Origin of the sequence: Psychroflexus curvus, assembly GCF_020164585.1 — a bacterium.
Taxonomy (GTDB): Bacteria; Bacteroidota; Bacteroidia; order Flavobacteriales; family Flavobacteriaceae; genus Psychroflexus; species Psychroflexus curvus.
On sequence record NZ_JAIQZF010000005.1, the window covers coordinates 281661 to 300684 of the forward strand.

20 protein-coding genes and 2 tRNA genes are annotated in these 19024 nt (G+C 39.8%); 19 read left to right on the forward strand and 3 right to left on the reverse strand.

The genetic code is table 11. The features are described 5' to 3' along the window. Window positions 1-4: 4 nt before the first annotated feature. The 3 genes from LB450_RS09655 (at window position 5) to LB450_RS09665 (ending at window position 1474) form a co-directional block, all read left to right on the forward strand. A complete protein-coding gene (locus tag LB450_RS09655; protein WP_224487798.1) occupies window positions 5-1225 on the forward strand; it encodes a bifunctional folylpolyglutamate synthase/dihydrofolate synthase in 1221 nt (406 codons plus the stop codon). A 59-nt stretch (window positions 1226-1284) separates the two neighbouring features. After that, a tRNA-Val gene (locus tag LB450_RS09660) sits at window positions 1285-1359 on the forward strand. Window positions 1360-1399: 40 nt separating this feature from the next. Then, window positions 1400-1474, forward strand: a tRNA-Val gene (locus LB450_RS09665). Window positions 1475-2220: 746 nt separating this feature from the next. Here the strand turns inward: LB450_RS09665 and LB450_RS09670 are convergent. The 3 genes from LB450_RS09670 to LB450_RS09680 all read right to left on the reverse strand — a co-directional run bounded on the left by LB450_RS09670 (window position 2221) and on the right by LB450_RS09680 (window position 5933). Beyond that, window positions 2221-2847, reverse strand: coding sequence for a response regulator transcription factor (locus tag LB450_RS09670; RefSeq protein WP_224487800.1), 627 nt, complete (start codon window positions 2845-2847; stop codon window positions 2221-2223). A gap of 63 nt (window positions 2848-2910) precedes the next feature. Beyond that, a complete protein-coding gene (locus LB450_RS09675) occupies window positions 2911-4995 on the reverse strand; it encodes a sensor histidine kinase (protein WP_224487802.1) in 2085 nt (694 codons plus the stop codon). Window positions 4996-5093: 98 nt separating this feature from the next. Continuing rightward, window positions 5094-5933, reverse strand: a complete 840-nt coding sequence (locus tag LB450_RS09680; protein WP_224487804.1) for a two-component regulator propeller domain-containing protein — start codon at window positions 5931-5933, stop codon at window positions 5094-5096. A gap of 96 nt (window positions 5934-6029) precedes the next feature. Between LB450_RS09680 and LB450_RS09685 the strand changes: the two genes are divergently transcribed. From LB450_RS09685 to LB450_RS09755, 16 genes are all read left to right on the forward strand, one after another. After that, a complete protein-coding gene (locus LB450_RS09685; protein WP_224487806.1) occupies window positions 6030-6758 on the forward strand; it encodes a hypothetical protein in 729 nt (242 codons plus the stop codon). Between the two features lie 12 nt (window positions 6759-6770). After that, entirely contained in the window at window positions 6771-7529 is a 759-nt protein-coding gene (locus LB450_RS09690; RefSeq protein WP_224487808.1) for a hypothetical protein, read from the forward strand. Window positions 7530-7673: 144 nt separating this feature from the next. Next, window positions 7674-8534 carry a nuclear transport factor 2 family protein gene (locus LB450_RS09695; protein WP_224487810.1) on the forward strand — a complete coding sequence of 287 codons (861 nt, stop codon included), beginning with the start codon at window positions 7674-7676 and terminating at the stop codon, window positions 8532-8534. Window positions 8535-8674: 140 nt separating this feature from the next. Then, a complete protein-coding gene (locus LB450_RS09700) occupies window positions 8675-9616 on the forward strand; it encodes a nuclear transport factor 2-like protein (protein ID WP_224487812.1) in 942 nt (313 codons plus the stop codon). A gap of 58 nt (window positions 9617-9674) precedes the next feature. After that, a complete protein-coding gene (locus LB450_RS09705) occupies window positions 9675-10502 on the forward strand; it encodes an SDR family NAD(P)-dependent oxidoreductase (RefSeq protein WP_224487820.1) in 828 nt (275 codons plus the stop codon). Between the two features lie 96 nt (window positions 10503-10598). Continuing rightward, window positions 10599-11603, forward strand: coding sequence for an NADPH-dependent aldehyde reductase Ahr (gene ahr, locus LB450_RS09710; RefSeq protein WP_224487821.1), 1005 nt, complete (start codon window positions 10599-10601; stop codon window positions 11601-11603). 27 nt (window positions 11604-11630) lie between these two features. Next, window positions 11631-12041: a RidA family protein gene (locus tag LB450_RS09715; protein ID WP_224487823.1), complete on the forward strand. Its 411-nt coding sequence runs from the start codon at window positions 11631-11633 to the stop codon at window positions 12039-12041. A gap of 15 nt (window positions 12042-12056) precedes the next feature. Beyond that, on the forward strand, window positions 12057-12698 hold the full coding sequence (locus LB450_RS09720; RefSeq protein WP_224487825.1) for a DUF2306 domain-containing protein: 642 nt from the start codon (window positions 12057-12059) through the stop codon (window positions 12696-12698). Next, window positions 12695-13450: an SDR family NAD(P)-dependent oxidoreductase gene (locus LB450_RS09725; RefSeq protein WP_224487835.1), complete on the forward strand. Its 756-nt coding sequence runs from the start codon at window positions 12695-12697 to the stop codon at window positions 13448-13450. The genes LB450_RS09720 and LB450_RS09725 overlap by 4 nt, the downstream gene beginning before the upstream one ends. 28 nt (window positions 13451-13478) lie before the next feature. After that, window positions 13479-14348, forward strand: a complete 870-nt coding sequence (locus LB450_RS09730; RefSeq protein WP_224487837.1) for an SDR family oxidoreductase — start codon at window positions 13479-13481, stop codon at window positions 14346-14348. A gap of 278 nt (window positions 14349-14626) precedes the next feature. Beyond that, the gene (locus tag LB450_RS09735) at window positions 14627-15100 is read left to right on the forward strand and encodes an SDR family NAD(P)-dependent oxidoreductase (RefSeq protein ID WP_262902727.1); all 474 of its coding nucleotides are present in this window, start codon (window positions 14627-14629) and stop codon (window positions 15098-15100) included. Further along, window positions 15031-15237, forward strand: a complete 207-nt coding sequence (locus tag LB450_RS13925) for an SDR family NAD(P)-dependent oxidoreductase (RefSeq protein ID WP_407692574.1) — start codon at window positions 15031-15033, stop codon at window positions 15235-15237. The genes LB450_RS09735 and LB450_RS13925 overlap by 70 nt, the downstream gene beginning before the upstream one ends. Before the next feature lie 21 nt (window positions 15238-15258). Next, window positions 15259-15414, forward strand: coding sequence for a hypothetical protein (locus LB450_RS09740; protein WP_224487839.1), 156 nt, complete (start codon window positions 15259-15261; stop codon window positions 15412-15414). Between the two features lie 9 nt (window positions 15415-15423). Then, window positions 15424-16719, forward strand: a complete 1296-nt coding sequence (locus tag LB450_RS09745; protein WP_224487841.1) for a DUF418 domain-containing protein — start codon at window positions 15424-15426, stop codon at window positions 16717-16719. A 3-nt stretch (window positions 16720-16722) separates the two neighbouring features. Then, window positions 16723-17895 (forward strand): DUF1624 domain-containing protein, encoded by a 1173-nt coding sequence (locus LB450_RS09750; RefSeq protein WP_224487850.1) that lies wholly within the window; start codon window positions 16723-16725, stop codon window positions 17893-17895. A 36-nt stretch (window positions 17896-17931) separates the two neighbouring features. Next, window positions 17932-18993 carry a proline iminopeptidase-family hydrolase gene (locus LB450_RS09755; RefSeq protein WP_224487853.1) on the forward strand — a complete coding sequence of 354 codons (1062 nt, stop codon included), beginning with the start codon at window positions 17932-17934 and terminating at the stop codon, window positions 18991-18993. Window positions 18994-19024: the final 31 nt, after the last annotated feature.

Here is a 19024-nt window from a genome sequence, read left to right on the forward strand (position 1 = left end):
ACAAATGACCTATACTGAAACGCTACACTGGATGTTTGATCAACTTCCTATGTACCAGCGGCAAGGCAAAACAGCCTTCAAAAAAGATTTAACCAATACCTTAGCCTTGACCAAAGCGCTAGGAAATCCCGAGCAGCAGTTCAAAAGCATACATGTGGCAGGCACCAATGGAAAAGGGTCTGTAAGTCATATGTTGGCTTCTGTGTTGCAAAGCGCAGGGTATAACGTTGGTCTGTATACCTCTCCTCATCTTACAGATTTCAGGGAGCGAATCAAAATCAACGGCGAACACATTCCTAAGGCCAATGTGATTGAATTTATAGCCCGGCACAAGACTTTTCTCGAAACTCAAAACCTGTCTTTTTTCGAAATGACCGTAGGAATGGCTTTTGATTATTTTGCTGCTAAAAAGGTGGATATAGCCATTATTGAAGTGGGTATGGGCGGCCGACTCGACTCTACCAATATCATCACTCCCCTCCTCTCTGTGATTACCAACATAGGCATGGATCACATGGCTTTTCTAGGAGACACTTTGGAAAAAATCGCTGGAGAAAAAGCAGGAATTATCAAGAAAACGGTTCCTGTAGTAATTGGCGAAACCACTCCTAAAACCAAAGCTGTATTTATGAAAAAAGCTAAAAAAGAAATGGCTCCTATACACTTTGCTGAAGTATGGGACACTCCTCTACCCAATTGCGATCTAAAAGGCAGTTATCAAAAATTCAATTTAAAAACCTGTTTGAAAAGTCTTGAGGTTTTAAATGCTTTAGACGGCTGGAAAGTGACCAAAACAGCTATCAAAAGGGGTTTAGCAGAAGTTAAAGCCAATACACGATTAAGAGGACGTTGGGATATTTTAGACGAGTACCCTAAGATAATTGCAGACACGGCGCACAACAAAGAAGGTCTAACTTTAGTAATAGAGCAAGTACTACAGGAGAAATTTAAGGATTTACACATCGTTTTAGGCTTTGTAAACGATAAAGACCTGGATAGCGTTCTACCTTTATTTCCTAAAACGGCTAAGTATTACTTTTCTAAACCTGACGTTCCCAGAGGTATGGAAGCAACCAGCTTATATTACAAAGCCAAGGACTATGCGCTTTTCGGTAAAGCCTTTACAACGGTAGATAACGCGCTAAAGGCCGCACGGAGAGAAGCAAAAAAAGAGGATTTAATTTTTGTAGGTGGAAGTACCTTTACAGTGGCAGAAATTTTATAAAAAATAAAGCTTTTAGTTTGAGAAATCAAAATAAGGTTTATATTTGCAATCCCAATTTGGGGCGATTAGCTCAGCTGGTTCAGAGCACCTCGTTTACACCGAGGGGGTCGGGGGTTCGAACCCCTCATCGCCCACTAACCCTAGCTGAAAGTTAGGGTTTTTTATTTTTAAGCCGGGTCATTAACTCAGTTGGTTCAGAGTGTTACCTTGACAGGGTAGAAGTCACTGGTTCGAATCCAGTATGACCCACATCAAGCAGAAATCCAATACCCAAAGGTATTGGATTTTTCATTGGGTACAAACCCAAGCTTGCTTGTAGGGGTGTACCCAATGAAAAAGACAAAAAACGCGATAGCGGATTTGGATTTCTATTTGCAGGAGCGGGCTTCTCATCTGGATCAACACCGTTAATCCAGAAAATCAAAACCACAAGCAATAGACATTTCCAAGGACACGAGCCTACCTGGCAGCAAAGGCAGGCGAGACAAAAGGACACGAGCGGAACGCTCGCGCCTGCGACAACAAAAAAGACAAAAAACGCGATAGCGGTTTTTGAATTTCTATTTGCAGGAGCGGGCTTCTCATCTGGATTAACACCGTTAATCCAGAAAATCAAAACCACAAGCAATAGACATTTCCAAGGACACGAGCCTGCCTGGCAGCAAAGGCAGGCGAGACGAAAGGAAACGAGCGGAACGCTCGCGCCAGAACGTGGGCGTTACTCTTCCACCCAAAACTTCGCCACGATTTTATTTTTTGCAATTCGATAAAAAGTCGGCCGTTTCTATCACTAACTAATCATCATTTAAAGTAATAAAACTTGTCAAATGGTCTACTTGGCTATTGCGTAAACGAAAAAAAGTCATCAAACACTCACTCTACACCTTTGGAACGGCTGGGGAGGAATTTCACCCTTCACCATTCACTTTTTAAACGATTATTCGATTATAATACACGATTTTACGAAAAACGTCTACAACTCAATACTATCCAACTCACAACTCATTATCATACGATTTGCGAATCAACTCAGCTTTAGAATTGATTTCCAAAGCCTTATAAATATTCTTAATATGACTCCTCACTGTATCCAGAGAAATAAATAAATCGGAGGCAATCATTTTATAACTCTTACCTATCACAATACCCTTAACGATTTCAAGTTGTCTTTCGGTAAGCTGACTTTTGGGTTTGGGTTTGTAGTAATCTGAAATTTTTCTGGCGATGGCTGGCGACATATAGGAGCCTCCCTGAGCAACCACTTCAACCGCCTCCTTGATTTTGGGCAACGAACTTCGTTTGGAGATATATGAACAGGCCCCGGCACTTAGAGCTTTAAAAATGACATCGGTTTCTTCAAAGGTGGTAAGTATAATCACTTCCAGTTCTGGTAAAAGCGTTTTTATTTTTGGCAAGGCCTCGATTCCGCTCTGTCCAGGCAATTGAATATCAAGCAACAAAATAAAAGGGGAACTGGATTTGTCTATCCATTCGATGAACTTCTCCACACTCCCAAAAGTATGCAAAAGCTTAATGCTTGTTTGCATAGTGAAAAATGACACCAACCCGTCTAAAACGACCGGGTCATCTTCTACTATTGCGATGTTAATCTGTGCTGGCAATTTTTTAGGGATAAGTACTTATAATTATTGATACCTTCCAACCACATCTTGATGTGAATTATATTAAATACTATGCGGCAAGTAAACTTTTACCCCAAAGCCGTTTTCAAAATCTAAAGTGAGTTGGCCATTAATGTTCTCACATCTTAATTTCATATTGGCCAGACCCATTCCTGATCCACTTTCAAAAGTTTCAACACGGCCGTTGTCTTTTATGTGAAGTATACACTGCTCGTCTTTATTGGAAATCTTTACGTTTACTTTATCAGCATTAGAATGTTTAAGGATATTAGTGATGGCTTCTTTGAATATTAAAAAAAGATTGCGCTTGCAGTTAAAGTTGATTTTTCTATTAGGGTTTATCACATCAGCATCAATACTATAAGCGATTTGAGCAGGAAGAAGCATTTCTTCTGCCAGCTCCTGCATGCGTTCCAATAAATCGGCAAAGGTATCTCGTCTGCTATCTATGCTCCAGACTAGATCTCGCATGTGAGAGATCGTATCTCTACTCATAGTTGTAATTTTATGCAACCTGTTTTTATCAATTTTATGATTGGTTTGCATCTCCAGCATTTCGGTTTGCATCGCCAATCCTGTCAGCATAGAACCCACATCATCATGTAAATCGCTCGAAATCTTTGTCCGCAAGCGTTCCATTGCTAAAGCCTGATTCAATCTGTACTGAAAAAACAGATAAATGACACCAAAAACAAACAAAACAAGCAGACTTATAAACCACCAGCGCTTGTAAAATATCTGTTCCACATAGATTGGAATACTCAGCCCTGCCCTGCTCTCATTTCCGTTAGCATCCATTCCTTTCACTTTGAAATTATAAGTGCCGGCGGGTAATTTATTATACCTGATACTGTTAGCACTGCCTTGGTAAAACCAGTCCTGATCAAAACCTTCTAGCTTGGTATAAAAAGAATATTGACTTTTCCCAAAGTAAACGGGAATAGACCAGTCTATCATAAAATGCTGGTCATAGGGACTTAAAACAATAGCTTCTTCTTTTAATTTACTGATTCGTCGTGTGCTTTTATTTCTTTGGTTATACACTTCAAATCCTGTAAAATTTAAAGCAGGTAAAGTATATTCCTGGAAGAGCTCTTCAAATTTAAATTTATTGATTCCGTTTAGACCGCCAAGATAAAAGTTTCCGTTTATATCTTTATAGGCAGACGTATAATTAAACTCATTATGTGTTAACCCGTCTTCCACAAAATAATTGTAATGCATTTTGGTTTTTAAATTGAAAGTACTCAACCCGTTATATGTAGCCACAACGATTTTATTGGCATCAGCAGGTAAGATAGACACAACATTATTATCAGACAAACCTTTTTTCTTATCTATAACTTCAATCGTATGCTTTTCGAGATCTAAAACATTAACGCCCCCTCCAAAAGTGCCTATTAGAAGATTATTTTTATATTCCAGCAATGATAAAACCGAATTTTTACTCAAAGACGGATTCGTGTTAACCGTGAATTCTTCTTCTATAGTTCCATTGAGATTAACTTTTAAAAGACCCTGACTCTGAGTGGCAATCCATATGATTTCAGGATTGATTTCACTTTGTATATAGGTTATGAGCTCGTAATCTTTTAAGGGTTGACTATCAAAAATGAGTGAAAATGCTTTAGTATCAGCATCTATCTGAATTAATTTTGAAAGCTTAAAACCAGTTAAAAGTGAACCGTCTTTTAGTCTTAAAATTGGGTTGGGTTTTGTTTCATTCAAATAAAAGCTAAATTCGTCATAGGTGTTTAAACTCTGTGAGTTAAAATCGATTTCGATTAAAGAATTATTGACTGTGAATGCTTTATTCTTTACTGTATCTGATACAAAAAACCGTGCATATTTCAGCTTTTGATAAGAATTCTGCAATAGGATAGGCGATGCGTTACCAGCAGTATTTATTTTATAAAGCTGGTTTTCAGATTCACACATGACGGCCACATAACCATCCTTCAACGGAAAAATACTTCTAAAGGTTTTACCCCATTTCCTATCTTTATTTTCAAGAATCCTTTCGAAATTTTGAGGTTTAAGTTTTACTTTTAGCAACCCGTTATCTGTCCCAACCCATAAAAGATTTGAGTCATCCAAAAAAATGGTATTAATACTGCTGAAATTCATTTTTTTCGAAACATCGTAGCTGTAATCTATAATCTTACGGTTTGCATCGAGGTAAAACAGTTCTTTTTTTCCTGCAAACCAAATGCCCCCATATGCATCTAAAAAACTTCCTTATGCTTTAAAAGGGTATGGCTAAATTCTAAATCTTTATAAACATCAACGCCGCCTTTACTTTCAGAAAAATAATAATGACTGTTTTTAGAATCGAAAAAAGACTCTGCGAAATGAATCTTATAACCATACCAGTCGTAAGTCTCTAAAATTTTGTTCTGTAATATTTCGCCGTTTTGATTCAGAAACATGATCCCATGGTTGACAGTAGACCAGCAAATAAGATTGGTAGCTGTAATATCTATAGAGGTAAAGCCCGTACTTTTTCGCTCAAGAGACTTGATTAATCTGAATGAGTTACCATCGAATTTTATAAGAAACTGACGCTTTATTTTATACGAATCAAATTCATCAGTCACAACCCACAAATTATCAGTTTTATCCAGTGCAATCTCCAGGACTTCTCCTGCGAGTATTTTCTCTGGATCCTTGATTATGTTAAGTTTTTCGGTGTCGAGATTTAAGGCGAATAACTTGTGATTAGCAATAAACCACAATGTATTTGAAGTCTCTTGATATATGAATTTAGAGATCTGCTCAAAAGGAATAAAATGCGGGTTACCCTTACTACTGTCGAAGATTATAAATTGGTTACCGTCGTATTTGGCAATACCCTGAGTCGTACCAAACCACATAAATCCCTCTCTATCCTGGATAACAGCATCTACATGTCTAAAATTCAAGCCTTCTTGAGTAGTAAGCTTCTCTACCTGAATTGAATTTTGCGCGAGGAGTAGTGAAGCCATTGAAATGATGACCCACAACACACAACCGATTAAAACCCTGACTTTCAATTTAATAGGCGGATATAAATCAAAGATACTCATTTCTAGCATATAACCACATCAATATGTGATTGACAGACAAGTCTTTCTTAAATACTTTTCAACTGTTAAATTAACATAAATTTAAAAAAATTAGTTATGAAAAAATTAGTTATGATTATCCTGATGTTGCCGTTGATGGCTATGTCTCAAGATGCAGATACGCAGTTATTGACCTTAACAGAATTTACCATCAAACAAGGACATGCTGCTCAGTTTCTGGGAGGTGTTAAACAATGGAAAGCCTGTTACAAGGAAAATGATGGTACCGATTCCTGGAACTTCTGGTCGAGAGTGCAGGGCGAAAGAAATGTATTTGGGGTATCGGGTTTCATGCCCAACTGGGCTGAAATGGATAAAGAAGATGAAGCAGGAGAAGCCTGCAGAATCGTAGCCATGAACTTTATTATGCCACATGTCGAAAAAGCGGTCTACAACATTACTAAAACCATACCCAAATGGAGTAAAAAGAACACGAGTACAGACTTTGAGCTGGTTTGGGTGACCTATTTTAAAGTAAAGGATGGAGCTTTGTTTAACGAGGTTGTTAAAGAGGTCTCTGGAACTCTGGCTGCTGAAGAAGGCGAACCAAGAGGTTATTGGTATAGCTTTATGGGTGGAGGACAAGAGGCTCCCGATTATATGGTCTCTGAAACATTTCCTAGTTATGCTGCTTTGGATGAAGACGATAAAAAAGACAGTCCGTTTGCAGTTTATAAAAAAGTACACGGTGATAAAAAAGCCAAAGAAATGACCGACAAATGGAAGAAGGCTGTCGATACAGGCTGGTCTTACCTGTGGAAACTCAACAAAGATTTATCTAATTAAAAACTAAATATCATGAAAACAATCAGCAAAATTTTAAAAGTACTGGTCCTGATTCTTATGGGTACAACGTTTTGTACTGGACAAATTCAGCCGTACAGAATCCACGTCGATCACGTCTATCCTTCCAGTTCTGAAGATTACGAAAAAATATCCAAAAATTTGGCAGACTTAGCCAAAGAGAATAAAGAAGAAAAAGGATGGCATGTCTTATGGACTAATGACAACCGAGTTATTTCCATGACCCCCGTTAACGGCTGGGAAGATTTGGGAGAGGAATTCTTACCAAATACACGTGCAAAACTTGGCGATGAAAAATTCGCGAAGCTATTTGAAGAATTTGACGAGCATTATGACACCCACAGTGATAATATTATCATGTTGAGTGAAAAATATTCTTATATGCCTGGTGGCATTAATATATCCCCTGAAGGTCAGAACTATAGGAAAAACATGGTCTTATACCACAAGGCCCGTGACCGTCAAAAAATCATCGAAATAGCTGGAAAATTCAAGGAGCTTTACACGAAAAAAGGCTCGGCCTCCCACTATCGTTTTTATATGAGTGGATTTGGAAATCCTGAAGCCTATGTACTGGTCTCCAGCTCAGCAGAAAGCCCTTTGGAACATGCCAAACGAACCGAAGAAAATCAGAAACTCTTGGGAGAGGATGCTGGTAAACTCTGGAAAGAACTTTCACAATATGTGACTAAAATGGAGCATATGGAAGGACGTATGATGCCAGAGTTATCCTATGTTCCCACTAAATCTTAACCAAAGACTCCCCAGCACATTCTGTAAAAGGCTGGTAATTTATTGGCATAAACAAGACTGTTGTTTACAATAGCCCTTGTCATAGTTGGCAGGGCTAGACTTCCTACATAATCAATTCTGAAAACGATTAAATAAATCAATATTATGAAAAAACTAATTTTAGCAGGACTTACACTAGGCCTTTTTATAGCCTGTCAAAACCAGGAACGCTACACTCAGGAATCTGCGCAAATTGACACGTACAAAAAAGTCATCACCGACTATGAAAACCAAGACTGGGAAAGTTTTGCCATGCATTATGCGGATACCGCAAAGATCGCAAACAATGTTACCGAAGATAAGGCTAAATCTCTAACTGAGGTTATCGAATCCAACAAAGAAGATGCCTCACTTTTTACGTCATGGGATTTTGTAGATGAAGAAGATGAGTATGAAATGATCGTCACCGATGAGGGAGAAACCTGGGTCAACTACTGGGGGCTTTGGCAAGGCACACTCAAAGCCGATGGGAATACCTATGAAATTCCAGCACATATGACCGCGCAGTTTGTAGATGGAAAGATTGTAAAAGAATTCGGCTACTGGGACGTCTCCCCACTTCTTTTTAACCCTAATAATGTTGTCATCGTTGACCAGTTATATAAGGCCTTTTCAGCAGGTGAAATCCCTAAAGTCCTGGAATTGATGGATGAAAACATCGTTTGGAATGAAGCTGAAAGCAATGCCTATGCCGATGGCAATCCGTACATCGGTCCGGAGGCGGTATTGAATGGTGTTTTTGCCAGAGTGGGTGCAGAATACAAGTCTTTCAACTTACAGGACATCGAGTTACATAATATGAGGGGTAATCAGGTTCTGGCTACCCTGCGTTATGATGCCAAGCATAACAACGGTAATAATTTCAACGCTCAGGTCGCCCATTTATGGACTTTAAACGATGGAAAAATCACGGCTTTTCAGCAGTATGTAGATACAAAAAAATTATATGACGCTACAGGAAAATAGAAATCGGCATTTCCCCTCTATTTACAGTATTAGATTGAAGCAAAGGGAATTGGGGATGAAATTCAGATCCGTTCAGGCAACTTTAAATAATTAGTCAAAGTAAAATCAAATAGAAAATTGACTCCTTAAATTCAAAAACAATGAAAACAATTAAAACGACAATGCTATTGGTAATGATGCTGATTGCTGGTATCACCTATTCGCAAAAAAAGAACGGAACGATTTACATCGATCATCCGGCCATTACAACAGTGGAAGCTATGACGCAGGCTTTTGTAAGAGGCGACACCCAGAAAGTGGCTGGTTATTTAGCCGATGATTTTATGGCTTACAATGGTGTAAGCATCAACCCAAACGAAAAAGGGCAAAACAAAGAAACCTTTTCAAATGCTGCCAAAGGATGGAATGATGCGCTTGATTATTTTTCAATAAGCCGTACCCCAGGAGCCTATCCTGACGCATTGGAATACAAAGACGATAACCAGAAAGATGTCATATGGGTACAAACCTGGGAAGACTTGAAAGGAGTTCACAAAAAAACAGGAGTTAAAATAAACCAGCCTATGCACCGATTGTTTGTAGTCAATAAAGACAATAAAATACAAACCATTATTACCTACAACAACGCCAATATTGGCTCAGAAATTCGTCAAAGTTACAGCGACAGGAAGAACGGCATCATCTACAACCACCATGAAAACATCAACAGCGTTCGCAAATTGATGTACGCTTTAGAAAACAAAGATTTAGATAAGGCCTATTCTTTTTATGATGAAAATGCCAGGTTTATGGATTCAAGTTCTTCAACCTATGAAAGTATTTCTTTAACAGAGCAAAAGGAGATAGACAAGAGGATATTCGACACTTATGATATTACAAGTGTAGATATGGTAGGATATCCAGACTATCTGCACTATGAAATGGGAGACGCCCGTGTTGTGCAATCTTGGTGGAATATCAATCTTACTCGCAAATCAGACAAAAAGGCCATTGTCCTACCCATTCATTATTTAATGGATTTTAATGAGGAGGGAAAAATAATTTCTGAAACAGCTTATTATGACTCAAAACTTTTGGATTAAAGTTTAATGTCACTGTTCATGATGCCCCAGCAACTAATTTTTTTCAAGTCTCTAAAAAATGAAAAACGTATTAATAGCAAGAACGAGCAAAGGTACTGGTCTTGAAACTGCTCTTGCTTTTGGGAAATCTGATTATAAAGTGTTTGCTGCCATGAGAAACACCTCGATGGCTGAGGATATTAAACAAAGGATAGCTGCCGAATCTTTGGATATTATTGTATCTGAAATGGATGTCGATTCTGATGCCTCCGTCAAAAAAGGCGAGAATTCCTTAGTCAGTAAGTATGGAAATATAGACGTTTTAGTCAATAATGCCGGTATAGAACGTCATGGTTCTGATGAAGAACTCAGCCTGGAAGATTTTAAATCCGTTATGGAGACTAATTATTTTGGAGTGTTGAGAAGCGTCCTTCCCGAAATGAGGAAGAGTCAGGAGAGGTGCAATATAAATGAATCCTCAGTTTCCGGTCATATTTCAAGCAGTCCTCTGGGGGCTTATGCGGCTAGTAAATTTGCACTTGAAGCCTTGAGTGAAGCTTTGGCTGGCGAAGTAAAACCCTTCAACATTCGTGTTGCCATCGCAAAGCCAGGAATTATAAATACACAAATGGCAGGTGGCATTAGTATAGATAAGGAGTCTCTTTATCCACATTCAAAGCGTCTCGCCGGACTGTTCTCAGCATCACTTAAAACACCACCAACATTGGTCGCGGACAAAATTTTGGAAGTGGCGGAAAGTGGGACCTGGAAATTAAGACATCCTGTTGGTCCCGATGTCGAGCCATTTATTCAATGGCGCAAATCCATGACCGACGAACAGTGGATAGATTGGAGCGCTTACAGCGATGAAGACTGGTATAAGTCTGTAGAACTAAATTTTGGATGAAATGCCAGATGAAGTTTTTAAAATCTTTTCAATAATGACAAACCCATCGACCCATCACCAAAAAGTAGTTAACAAACAGATTGAATTCCACACATTATGAAAGTATCAGCATTAGCCGCCAGCGGTCCACATCAAAAATTAGAATCCTTCTCCTACGACATGGGTGAACTTGGAACAGAACATGTCGATGTGAAAGTGCTCAACTGTGGTATTTGTCATTCGGATCTCAGCATGATCAACAACGATTGGGGGATGACCGCCTACCCCATTGTCCCGGGTCATGAGATCATTGGCGAAGTCATAGTTGCAGGCAGTGCGGTTAAGAACATCAAAGTTGGAGATAAAGTTGGCATTGGCTGGTTCTCGGGGTCTTGTATGTCGTGCCATGAATGTATGGACGGCTCTCATCATCTCTGCTCCAAGGTCGAAATGACCATTGGTGGACGCCATGGTGGCTTCGCCGATTATGTGCGAAGTCATTGGTCCTGGGCAGTTCCGTTACCAGAAGGAATTAACGTAGCAAAAGCAGGACCGCTGCTTTGTGGTGGTATTACTGTCTTTAATCCCATCCTCATTGCAGGTGTAAAAGCTACCGACAAAGTAGGCGTCTTAGGAATTGGTGGATTAGGTCATATGGCACTAAAATTCTTAAACAAATGGGGATGTGAGGTTGTTGCCTTTAGTTCTAACCCAGGTAAAAGAGAATCCATTTTGGCAATGGGAGCTACCAAAGTAGTGGATTCCACGAATCCTGAGGAATTGGCAAAAATCGCTGGCACCTTGAATTTTATCCTGAATACCACCAACGTAAGCCTGGATTGGAATTCCTATTTGATGGCGCTCGCTCCAAAAGGAAAATTTCACAACGTCGGTGCGGTCCTGGAACCTATGGCTATCCCTGCATTTACTCTGCTTATGGGAGAAAAATCAGTCGCGGGGAGCCCGCTTGGTAGCCCAACACTGACCCGAACAATGCTTGAGTTCTGCGTTCGTCACGACATCTACCCTATTACTGAAGAATTTCCTATGTCAAAGGCCAATGAAGCTTTAGAGCATTTGAAATCAGGTAAGGCGCGTTTTCGAATCGTATTAAAAAACTAAAAACTGATTAACAGCTAATAATAAACAATGGAAAACTCTAAAATTAACTCAAAGAAACCAGAGTACTTCTTACTTCGACCAGAGGTTGAAAAAGCTTACGGCTATTCACATGCCGTAAAAATAGATAGGGATATCAAAATATCGGGAGCTGTTAGCATGGACGATGAAGGTAATCCCACGGCAGTTGGAGATTTCTTGCAGCAGCTGAAAAACTGCTATACCGATTTAGGTAAAATCTTAAACCATTACGGCTGTAGCTTTGACGATGTCGTCAAGGAAAATGTATTCACCACCGATATGCCTTTGTTTCTTGAACATGCTGAATACCGCACTCAAATTTACAGAAATCATTTCCCCACAGGTTCCTGGCTGGGCGTTAAAGAATTGGCTTTGCCAGGATTGCTGATTGAAATTGAGTTGGAGGTTTATAAAATATAATATCAATAGGCTTAAATGAGAACTTTAAAAACAACTTCACTTGGCATTCTAGTTTTTATCGCCTTATATTTTGTGATAGACAGAGTGCTTCCATACTTTTTCAAATTTAATTTTGAGTATTATAAAGACTATTACTGGTCTAATAAATGGTGGCTTGTCGGTCATTTATTAGGAGGTGCACTGGCCTTACTTATAGGGCCTTTTCAATTTAGTACAAAGTTCAGGAATCGGTTTTTAAAAACACATCGGAATTTAGGCAAGCTCTTTATCATTGCCATTATTATAGCCTCTTTAAGTGCCCTGTATATGTCTATATATGTCGCGCCTCAAGTCAATATTTCATGGAGTGTTTCATTGTTTGTCCTGGCATTGGTTTGGCTAGTGAGCGTATTAACAGCTTACAGGGCTATTTTACTTAGAAGACTTCTTCAGCATAATGAATGGATGATTCGAACTTACATAATTACGGTTGCCTTTGTAGTGTTCCGCATTCTGAATGAAAATCCGTTCATGCGTGATTTGATGCCAACTTTTGAAGAGCGTGGTGCAACCTGTATCTGGCTTTCGTGGACTGTCCCTTTATTTTTTTCAGAAGTGCTATTACAATGGAATAAGAAAAAAAAGGTGACTAAAATTTCAAACTATACCCTAATATGAACTTACAACTCAAAGGAAAAAATGCCATCATCACAGGGGGTAGTAAAGGTATTGGCAAAAGCATTGCTTCAAATCTTGCTGATGAAGGGGTCAATATGGCTATTTGTGCCCGTGGTAAAGAAGCTCTAAAAAAAACAAAAAAGGAACTTCTGAAAAAGGGCGTAAAAGTGATGGCTATGACCTGCGATGTCGGTGACACCGAACAGCTTAATACTTTTCTTGACCAGGTAAAAAAGCAGTTTGGAAGCGTAGATATTTTAATTAATAACGTCTCCGCTTTAAGCTTGGGAGACGATGACAGCGACTGGGAAACTTCCATTACTGTAGATTTATTAGGTAGCGTAAAAGCCTCCAGAAAGGTCATCCCCTGGATGCTGCAAGCAGGCAGTGGGAACATTTTGTTTATTTCATCAGGTTCCGGTCTTGAAGCAGGTTCACCTCCTGCCTATGCCGCGGTAAAGGCAGCCTTAATAAGCTATTCTAAAACCATAGCTATTCAATTGGCGCCAGAAAATATCAGAGTGAACACCCTTACTCCCGGATCGGTAGAATTTCCCGATGGACTTTGGGAGTTAACCAAAACGCAAAACCCAACCTTATACGACTGGGCACTCAATTCTATTCCTTCCGGGAGAATGGGCACTCCCGACGAGATAGGAAAAGTGGCCACTTTCATAGTTTCGCCTTGCGCCAGTTGGGTCATAGGCGCCTGCTTAGCCGTAGATGGAGGTCAGCGTAAAGCTAATTTGTAAAAAAATAATGTAATCAAAATAATTAATTATGAAAAGTATACTAATCACAGGATGCAGCACAGGATTTGGATTCGATGCTGCTAAATACCTAGCTGAACAAGGCCATAAAGTCTATGCAACCATGCGAGACACCAGTACTAAAAATGCTGAAGCAGCAAAAGAATTATCAGATTTCGCAAAGTCTGAAAATCTACACCTCAGCGTTGTGGATTTAGATGTCACTTCAGATCAAAGTGTTGATGAGGCGATGAAACACATTGACGACTGTGATGTATTGATCAACAATGCGGGCAGGGGCTTTGGCGGGCCAATCGAAGCTTTTTCTTCAAAAGAATGTATGGCTCAACTCGATTTAAATGTGATTGGCAACGTGCGTCTGCTGAAAGCGGTATTGCCCATAATGCGTGCCAAAAAATCTGGACTTGTCATTCAATTGAGTTCCATTGCAGGCCGATTGGCCGTACCCGGATTTGGGATTTATCACGCCAGCAAATGGGCCGTTGAAGGCATGAGCGAAGCTTTACGCTATGAACTTGGCCCACTTGGCATCGATGTCGCCATTGTACAGCCAGGTCCGTTCTCCACTAATTTTTTTCCAGGCGTCATTTACCCGGAAGACACGGCAACCGCAACAGCTTACGAACATGTCACCACCTTCCTGGATACTTTTGGCAGTCAGTCCATGGCCGCTTTTGATAACCCAGACGCACCAACTGATCCCGCTTTGGTCGTTAAAAAATTTGAAGAACTCATCAATTTACCAGCAGGACAAAGGCCTTTACGCAATATCGTGGGATTAGATTTTGGAGCGCAAAGCATGAACGATGTTACGGAACCCGTCCGACTCGAAATGTTAAAAGGATTCAGCATTACTGAATTTGACGGGGTCAAAACTTAAACACTAACTCATTAAAGCACTAACTACTTATGAAATAAAACCCACCCATAACCAATTCCTCATCGAGGCTCTGAGTGTCATCAAAGAAGAGGACAGAGTTTTTTATGATGTGTCAACCGATTTCATTCCTTCAGGAAGGCATGGCACTCCAGACGAAATTGGCAAGGTAGCCACCTCCATCGTCTCACCTAGTACCAGTTGGGTCATAGGCCCCTGCCTAGCTGAAAATAGCGGCCAGCGTAGAGCTATTTCTGTGAAAACAATAAAAATAACTGAATATGAAGAATATAGTCATCACAGAATGTGACACAGGATTTGGATTTAATGCTGCTAAATATCTCGCTGAACAAGGGCATAAAGTCTATGCAATCATGAAAAACACCACCACTACAAATACTGAAGCAGCAAAAATCTTATCAGATTTTGCCACTACTAAAAATCGGAACCTAAGCGTAGTGGATTTAGACGTCACTTCAGACCAAAGCCTTGCTGATATAATTAAACAAATTGAACATGTAGATGTCTTTATCAACAATTGCGGAAAAGATTATGAAGAACCTACTGAAGCGCTTTCTGAAGGGGTGTACGATGCAGAACTCGATTTTAATGTGATTGGAAATGTACCCATACTGAATGCTATTTCACCAATGATGCGCGCTAATAAATCCGGCCTTTTCATTCAATTAATTTCTGTTGGAGGTCGTCTTACCGTAATGGATTTGGCGTTTATCAAGCCGGCAAATGGGCCGTAGAGGGATTCAGCGAAGCCTTAGGGTATGAACCTGGACGTCTCGGTATTGATGTATTCATTGTGCAGCCTGGTCCGCTCTCAACTAATTTTTTTCCAAGGTTCATTTATCCAAAAGACATATCAACTGCAACGTCCTGAGAACACGTAAGCCCTTTTCCTGTGACCTTTGGTAGTCAATGCGTGTCCGCTTTTGAAAACCCAGATGCAGCAGCCGATCTGAATTTTGGCTTGAATCAAATTAATGAGGTGGCAGAACTCCAATTACAGATTTCAAAAGAACTTAATATTACTGACTTTGATGGAATGAAAGTTTAAACACAACTTATGGAACCACTAACTACCAATGAAATAAACCCCACCCAAAACCAGGCCCGTATCAAGGCTCTGGATGTGATCAGAGGCATTGCCTTGCTGGGTATCCTGCTCATGAATATCAATGGCATGGGACTGCCCTACTCCTATTCAGACCCCAGTGTGCTTGGCCATACCGAGGGTTTAAACTATTATGTGTGGTTTGCCAATGAACTGTTTTTTGAAGGAACCATGCGGGGATTATTCACCATCCTTTTTGGCGCAGGCGTTATTTTACTCACCACACGACTTATTCATAAAGGTGCAGGGATTTCTACAGCCGATGTGTATTACCGTAGGATGATTTGGCTTCTGCTTTTCGGCTTAGTCAATTCATGGATATTTCTTTGGCCAGGAGATATCTTATATGCCTACGGACTCTTCGGCTTGTTTTTATTTCCCTTCAGAAATTTATCTGTGAAAAATTTACTGATTATTCCTGCGATTTTGATCAGTATTGGAGTGGTTTGGGATGTTTACGATTATCAAAAAAATAAAGAGATTAAAACAGAAGCTGAACTCGCCTTAATTTTAAAAAACACAGGGGCCACACTTGATGAAAAAGCCGAGCAGGCTATTGCAAAATGGGAAGAGGCAAGTCCTAAAAAAACACCTGAGCAAATCAAAGAATACATAGAGGGTATGAATGGTAGTTATTTCGACATTATGAAGCATAAAGCCCCTAAAATTCAATGGATGCAAACCTGGTTTCAATACCGCTACTCAGCCTGGGATATTCTGAGCTTTATGTTTTTGGGTATGGCTTTTTATAAACTGAGAATACTTCACGGCGAACAAACTATAAAATTCTACTTGCTGCTGGCAGTTATTGGCTATGCAATTGGTTTAAGTATCAATTATTATGAAGTTAGCTTAATCACAGGCAGTGATTACGATCCACTTCATACCTATCAGGCTCATCAAACCTACAGCATTGGCCGACTCTTTGTCACTTTAGGCCATATTGGCCTTTTTATGCTGTTTATTAAATCGGGAATCATCGGTTTTCTTCAACGGAGTTTAGCCGCTGTGGGCAGAATGGCACTATCTAATTATTTAATGCATAGCATCATCACTTCCATCCTGTTTCTCGGCTTCGGACTTTACGGTCAATTGGAGCGTTATGAATTGTACTATGTCGTGTTTAGCATCTGGATTTTTCAGCTGATCACCAGCCCCATTTGGTTAAAACATTTCTACTTCGGTCCTTTTGAATGGCTTTGGCGTTCGCTTACTTATGGCAAAAAACAGGTCTTTAAAAAATCATAATCTATGTCCAAAACAAACCATCGCGTTCAATCCTTAGACTTTTTAAAAGGTCTGGTTATCCTGCTCATGGCTTTAGACCACGTCAGGGATTATTTCCATAAAGACGTGTTTTATTTCGAACCAACTGACATCGAGCAAACCCATTTAGCCTTGTTTTTTACCCGATTCATCACCCACTTTTGTGCTCCTGTCTTTGTATTACTGGCCGGGACTTCGGCCTTTTTTGTTCAACAGCGGATGTTGAAATTTGAACTTAGTCAATGGCTGGTTAAACGCGGTTTGTGGCTGGTGTTTGTAGAGGTTATCATCATCACTTTTGGCTGGAGGTTTCAGTTAAATTTTGATAGTATTGTTTTTCAGGTGATCTGGCTGCTCGGAATCTCCATGGTATTTCTGGCCGTATTTATTCACGTTCCTAAAAAGCTTATGATAGCCTCATCCCTTATCGTGATTTTTGGGCACAATAGTTTAGATGGGATTACAGGTGGTCAATTCAGTGATATCTGGACACTTCTGCATGTGCAAGGCCCGATTTTATTATCAGAAGACACCGTCCTTTTTAATGTCTACCCTCTCATTCCCTGGATATTTGTCATGCCTTTGGGCTATCATCTTGGGGGTCTTTATACTTCAGCTTATGACGCCAAAGCAAGGCGACAATTATTGATTTACATTGGGTTGGCTGCTATCGGTTTGTTTTTTGGTATCCGCGCAATTAATATTTATGGCAACCTAACGTTTTGGACAACTTACGAAGACTTCGGTAAAACCTTAATGTCTTTTTTCAATGTTTCCAAGTATCCGCCTTCTTTACTCTACCTGTTGATCACTCTTGGGCCATCTATGATATTACTGGCCTGGGCAGAGCATTTTAAAGGTAAACTCTATACCATTACCGTGTTGTTTGGCAAAGTGCCTATGTTTTTCTATATCATCCATATTTATTATATCCATTTATTGGCTGTAATCGCCGCCTATCTTACAGGTTATGACCCATCACTCATGATAGTAGATGTTTGGATCAGTTTTGAAACCGGACTCCAGGGTTATGGATTCTCTTTAGGGGTGGTTTATCTGGTATGGCTGTTTGTGGTGGTAACGCTTCACCCTGTTTGTGTGTGGTACTGGAACTATAAAAAAACACATCGCCATCACTGGTGGCTGAGCTATGTTTAACTAAAAACAGGCTTTTAATCTTTAAAATTTATCCTTATGAAATCTTCAATTTTTATTTTACTTACAGCTTGTTTTTTATCACTGAGTTGCGTGAACAAGGCAGAACAGTCTACTGCAACCAAAACCGATGAAATCGAAAATAAATCGGGTTATTTCGACTATTCCAACAGCGATGACCAATGGACGGGTGGCGTCAGGATGATTCCGATAGAAACACCCAAAGGCACTTTTAATGTATACACCAAACGCATGGGGAATAATCCAAAAATGAGGATACTACTTCTACATGGCGGTCCTGGTGGAACACATGAACAATTTGGAAACTTCGAGGGCTATCTGCCTAACGAAGAAATTGAATATATCTATTACGATCAGCTTGATTCTTATTACAGCGACAAGCCCAATGATCCGTCACTTTGGACCACCGAACGTTTTGTGGAGGAAGTGGAGCAGGTGCGACAGGCCCTGGGTTTAAATAAGGATAATTTCTACCTTCTGGGTCAGTCCTGGGGCGGCATTTTGGCTATGGAATACGCCCTGAAATATCAGGATAATTTAAAGGGTCTCATCATTTCTAATATGGTGGCGAGCGTACCGGAATACAATACATACGCCCAGGAAGTTTTAGGCCCACAATTACCAGAGGAAATCTTGAAAGAAATTCAACACATTGAAGCGAATAAAGATTACGCCAATCCGAGATACGAAGAGCTTCTGATGACTCATTTTTACACCGAACATATTCTCCGTTTGCCTTTAGAAAAATGGCCAAAATCTATCCAGCTGTTGTTTGAACATCTCAATCCTGAAATTTACGTTTACATGCAAGGTCCGAGCGAATTTGGCATCATAGAAGAAGCCACTTTAAGCGACTGGGATGTCTCTGATCGCTTAAAGGAAATTAAAACCCCAACCCTTATGTTAGGTGCAAAACACGACACTATGGATCCAAAGTATATGGAATGGATGGCTACCGAAGTTCAAAACGGCAGAAGTGTGATTACCAATGGAAGTCACGCGTCTCAGTTTGATGATCCGGATACCTATTTTGATAGCATTATCAGCTTTATCAAAGATGTTGATAATGGCAGTTTTTAAGCTTTGAAAAAATACTAACTAAATAACACCC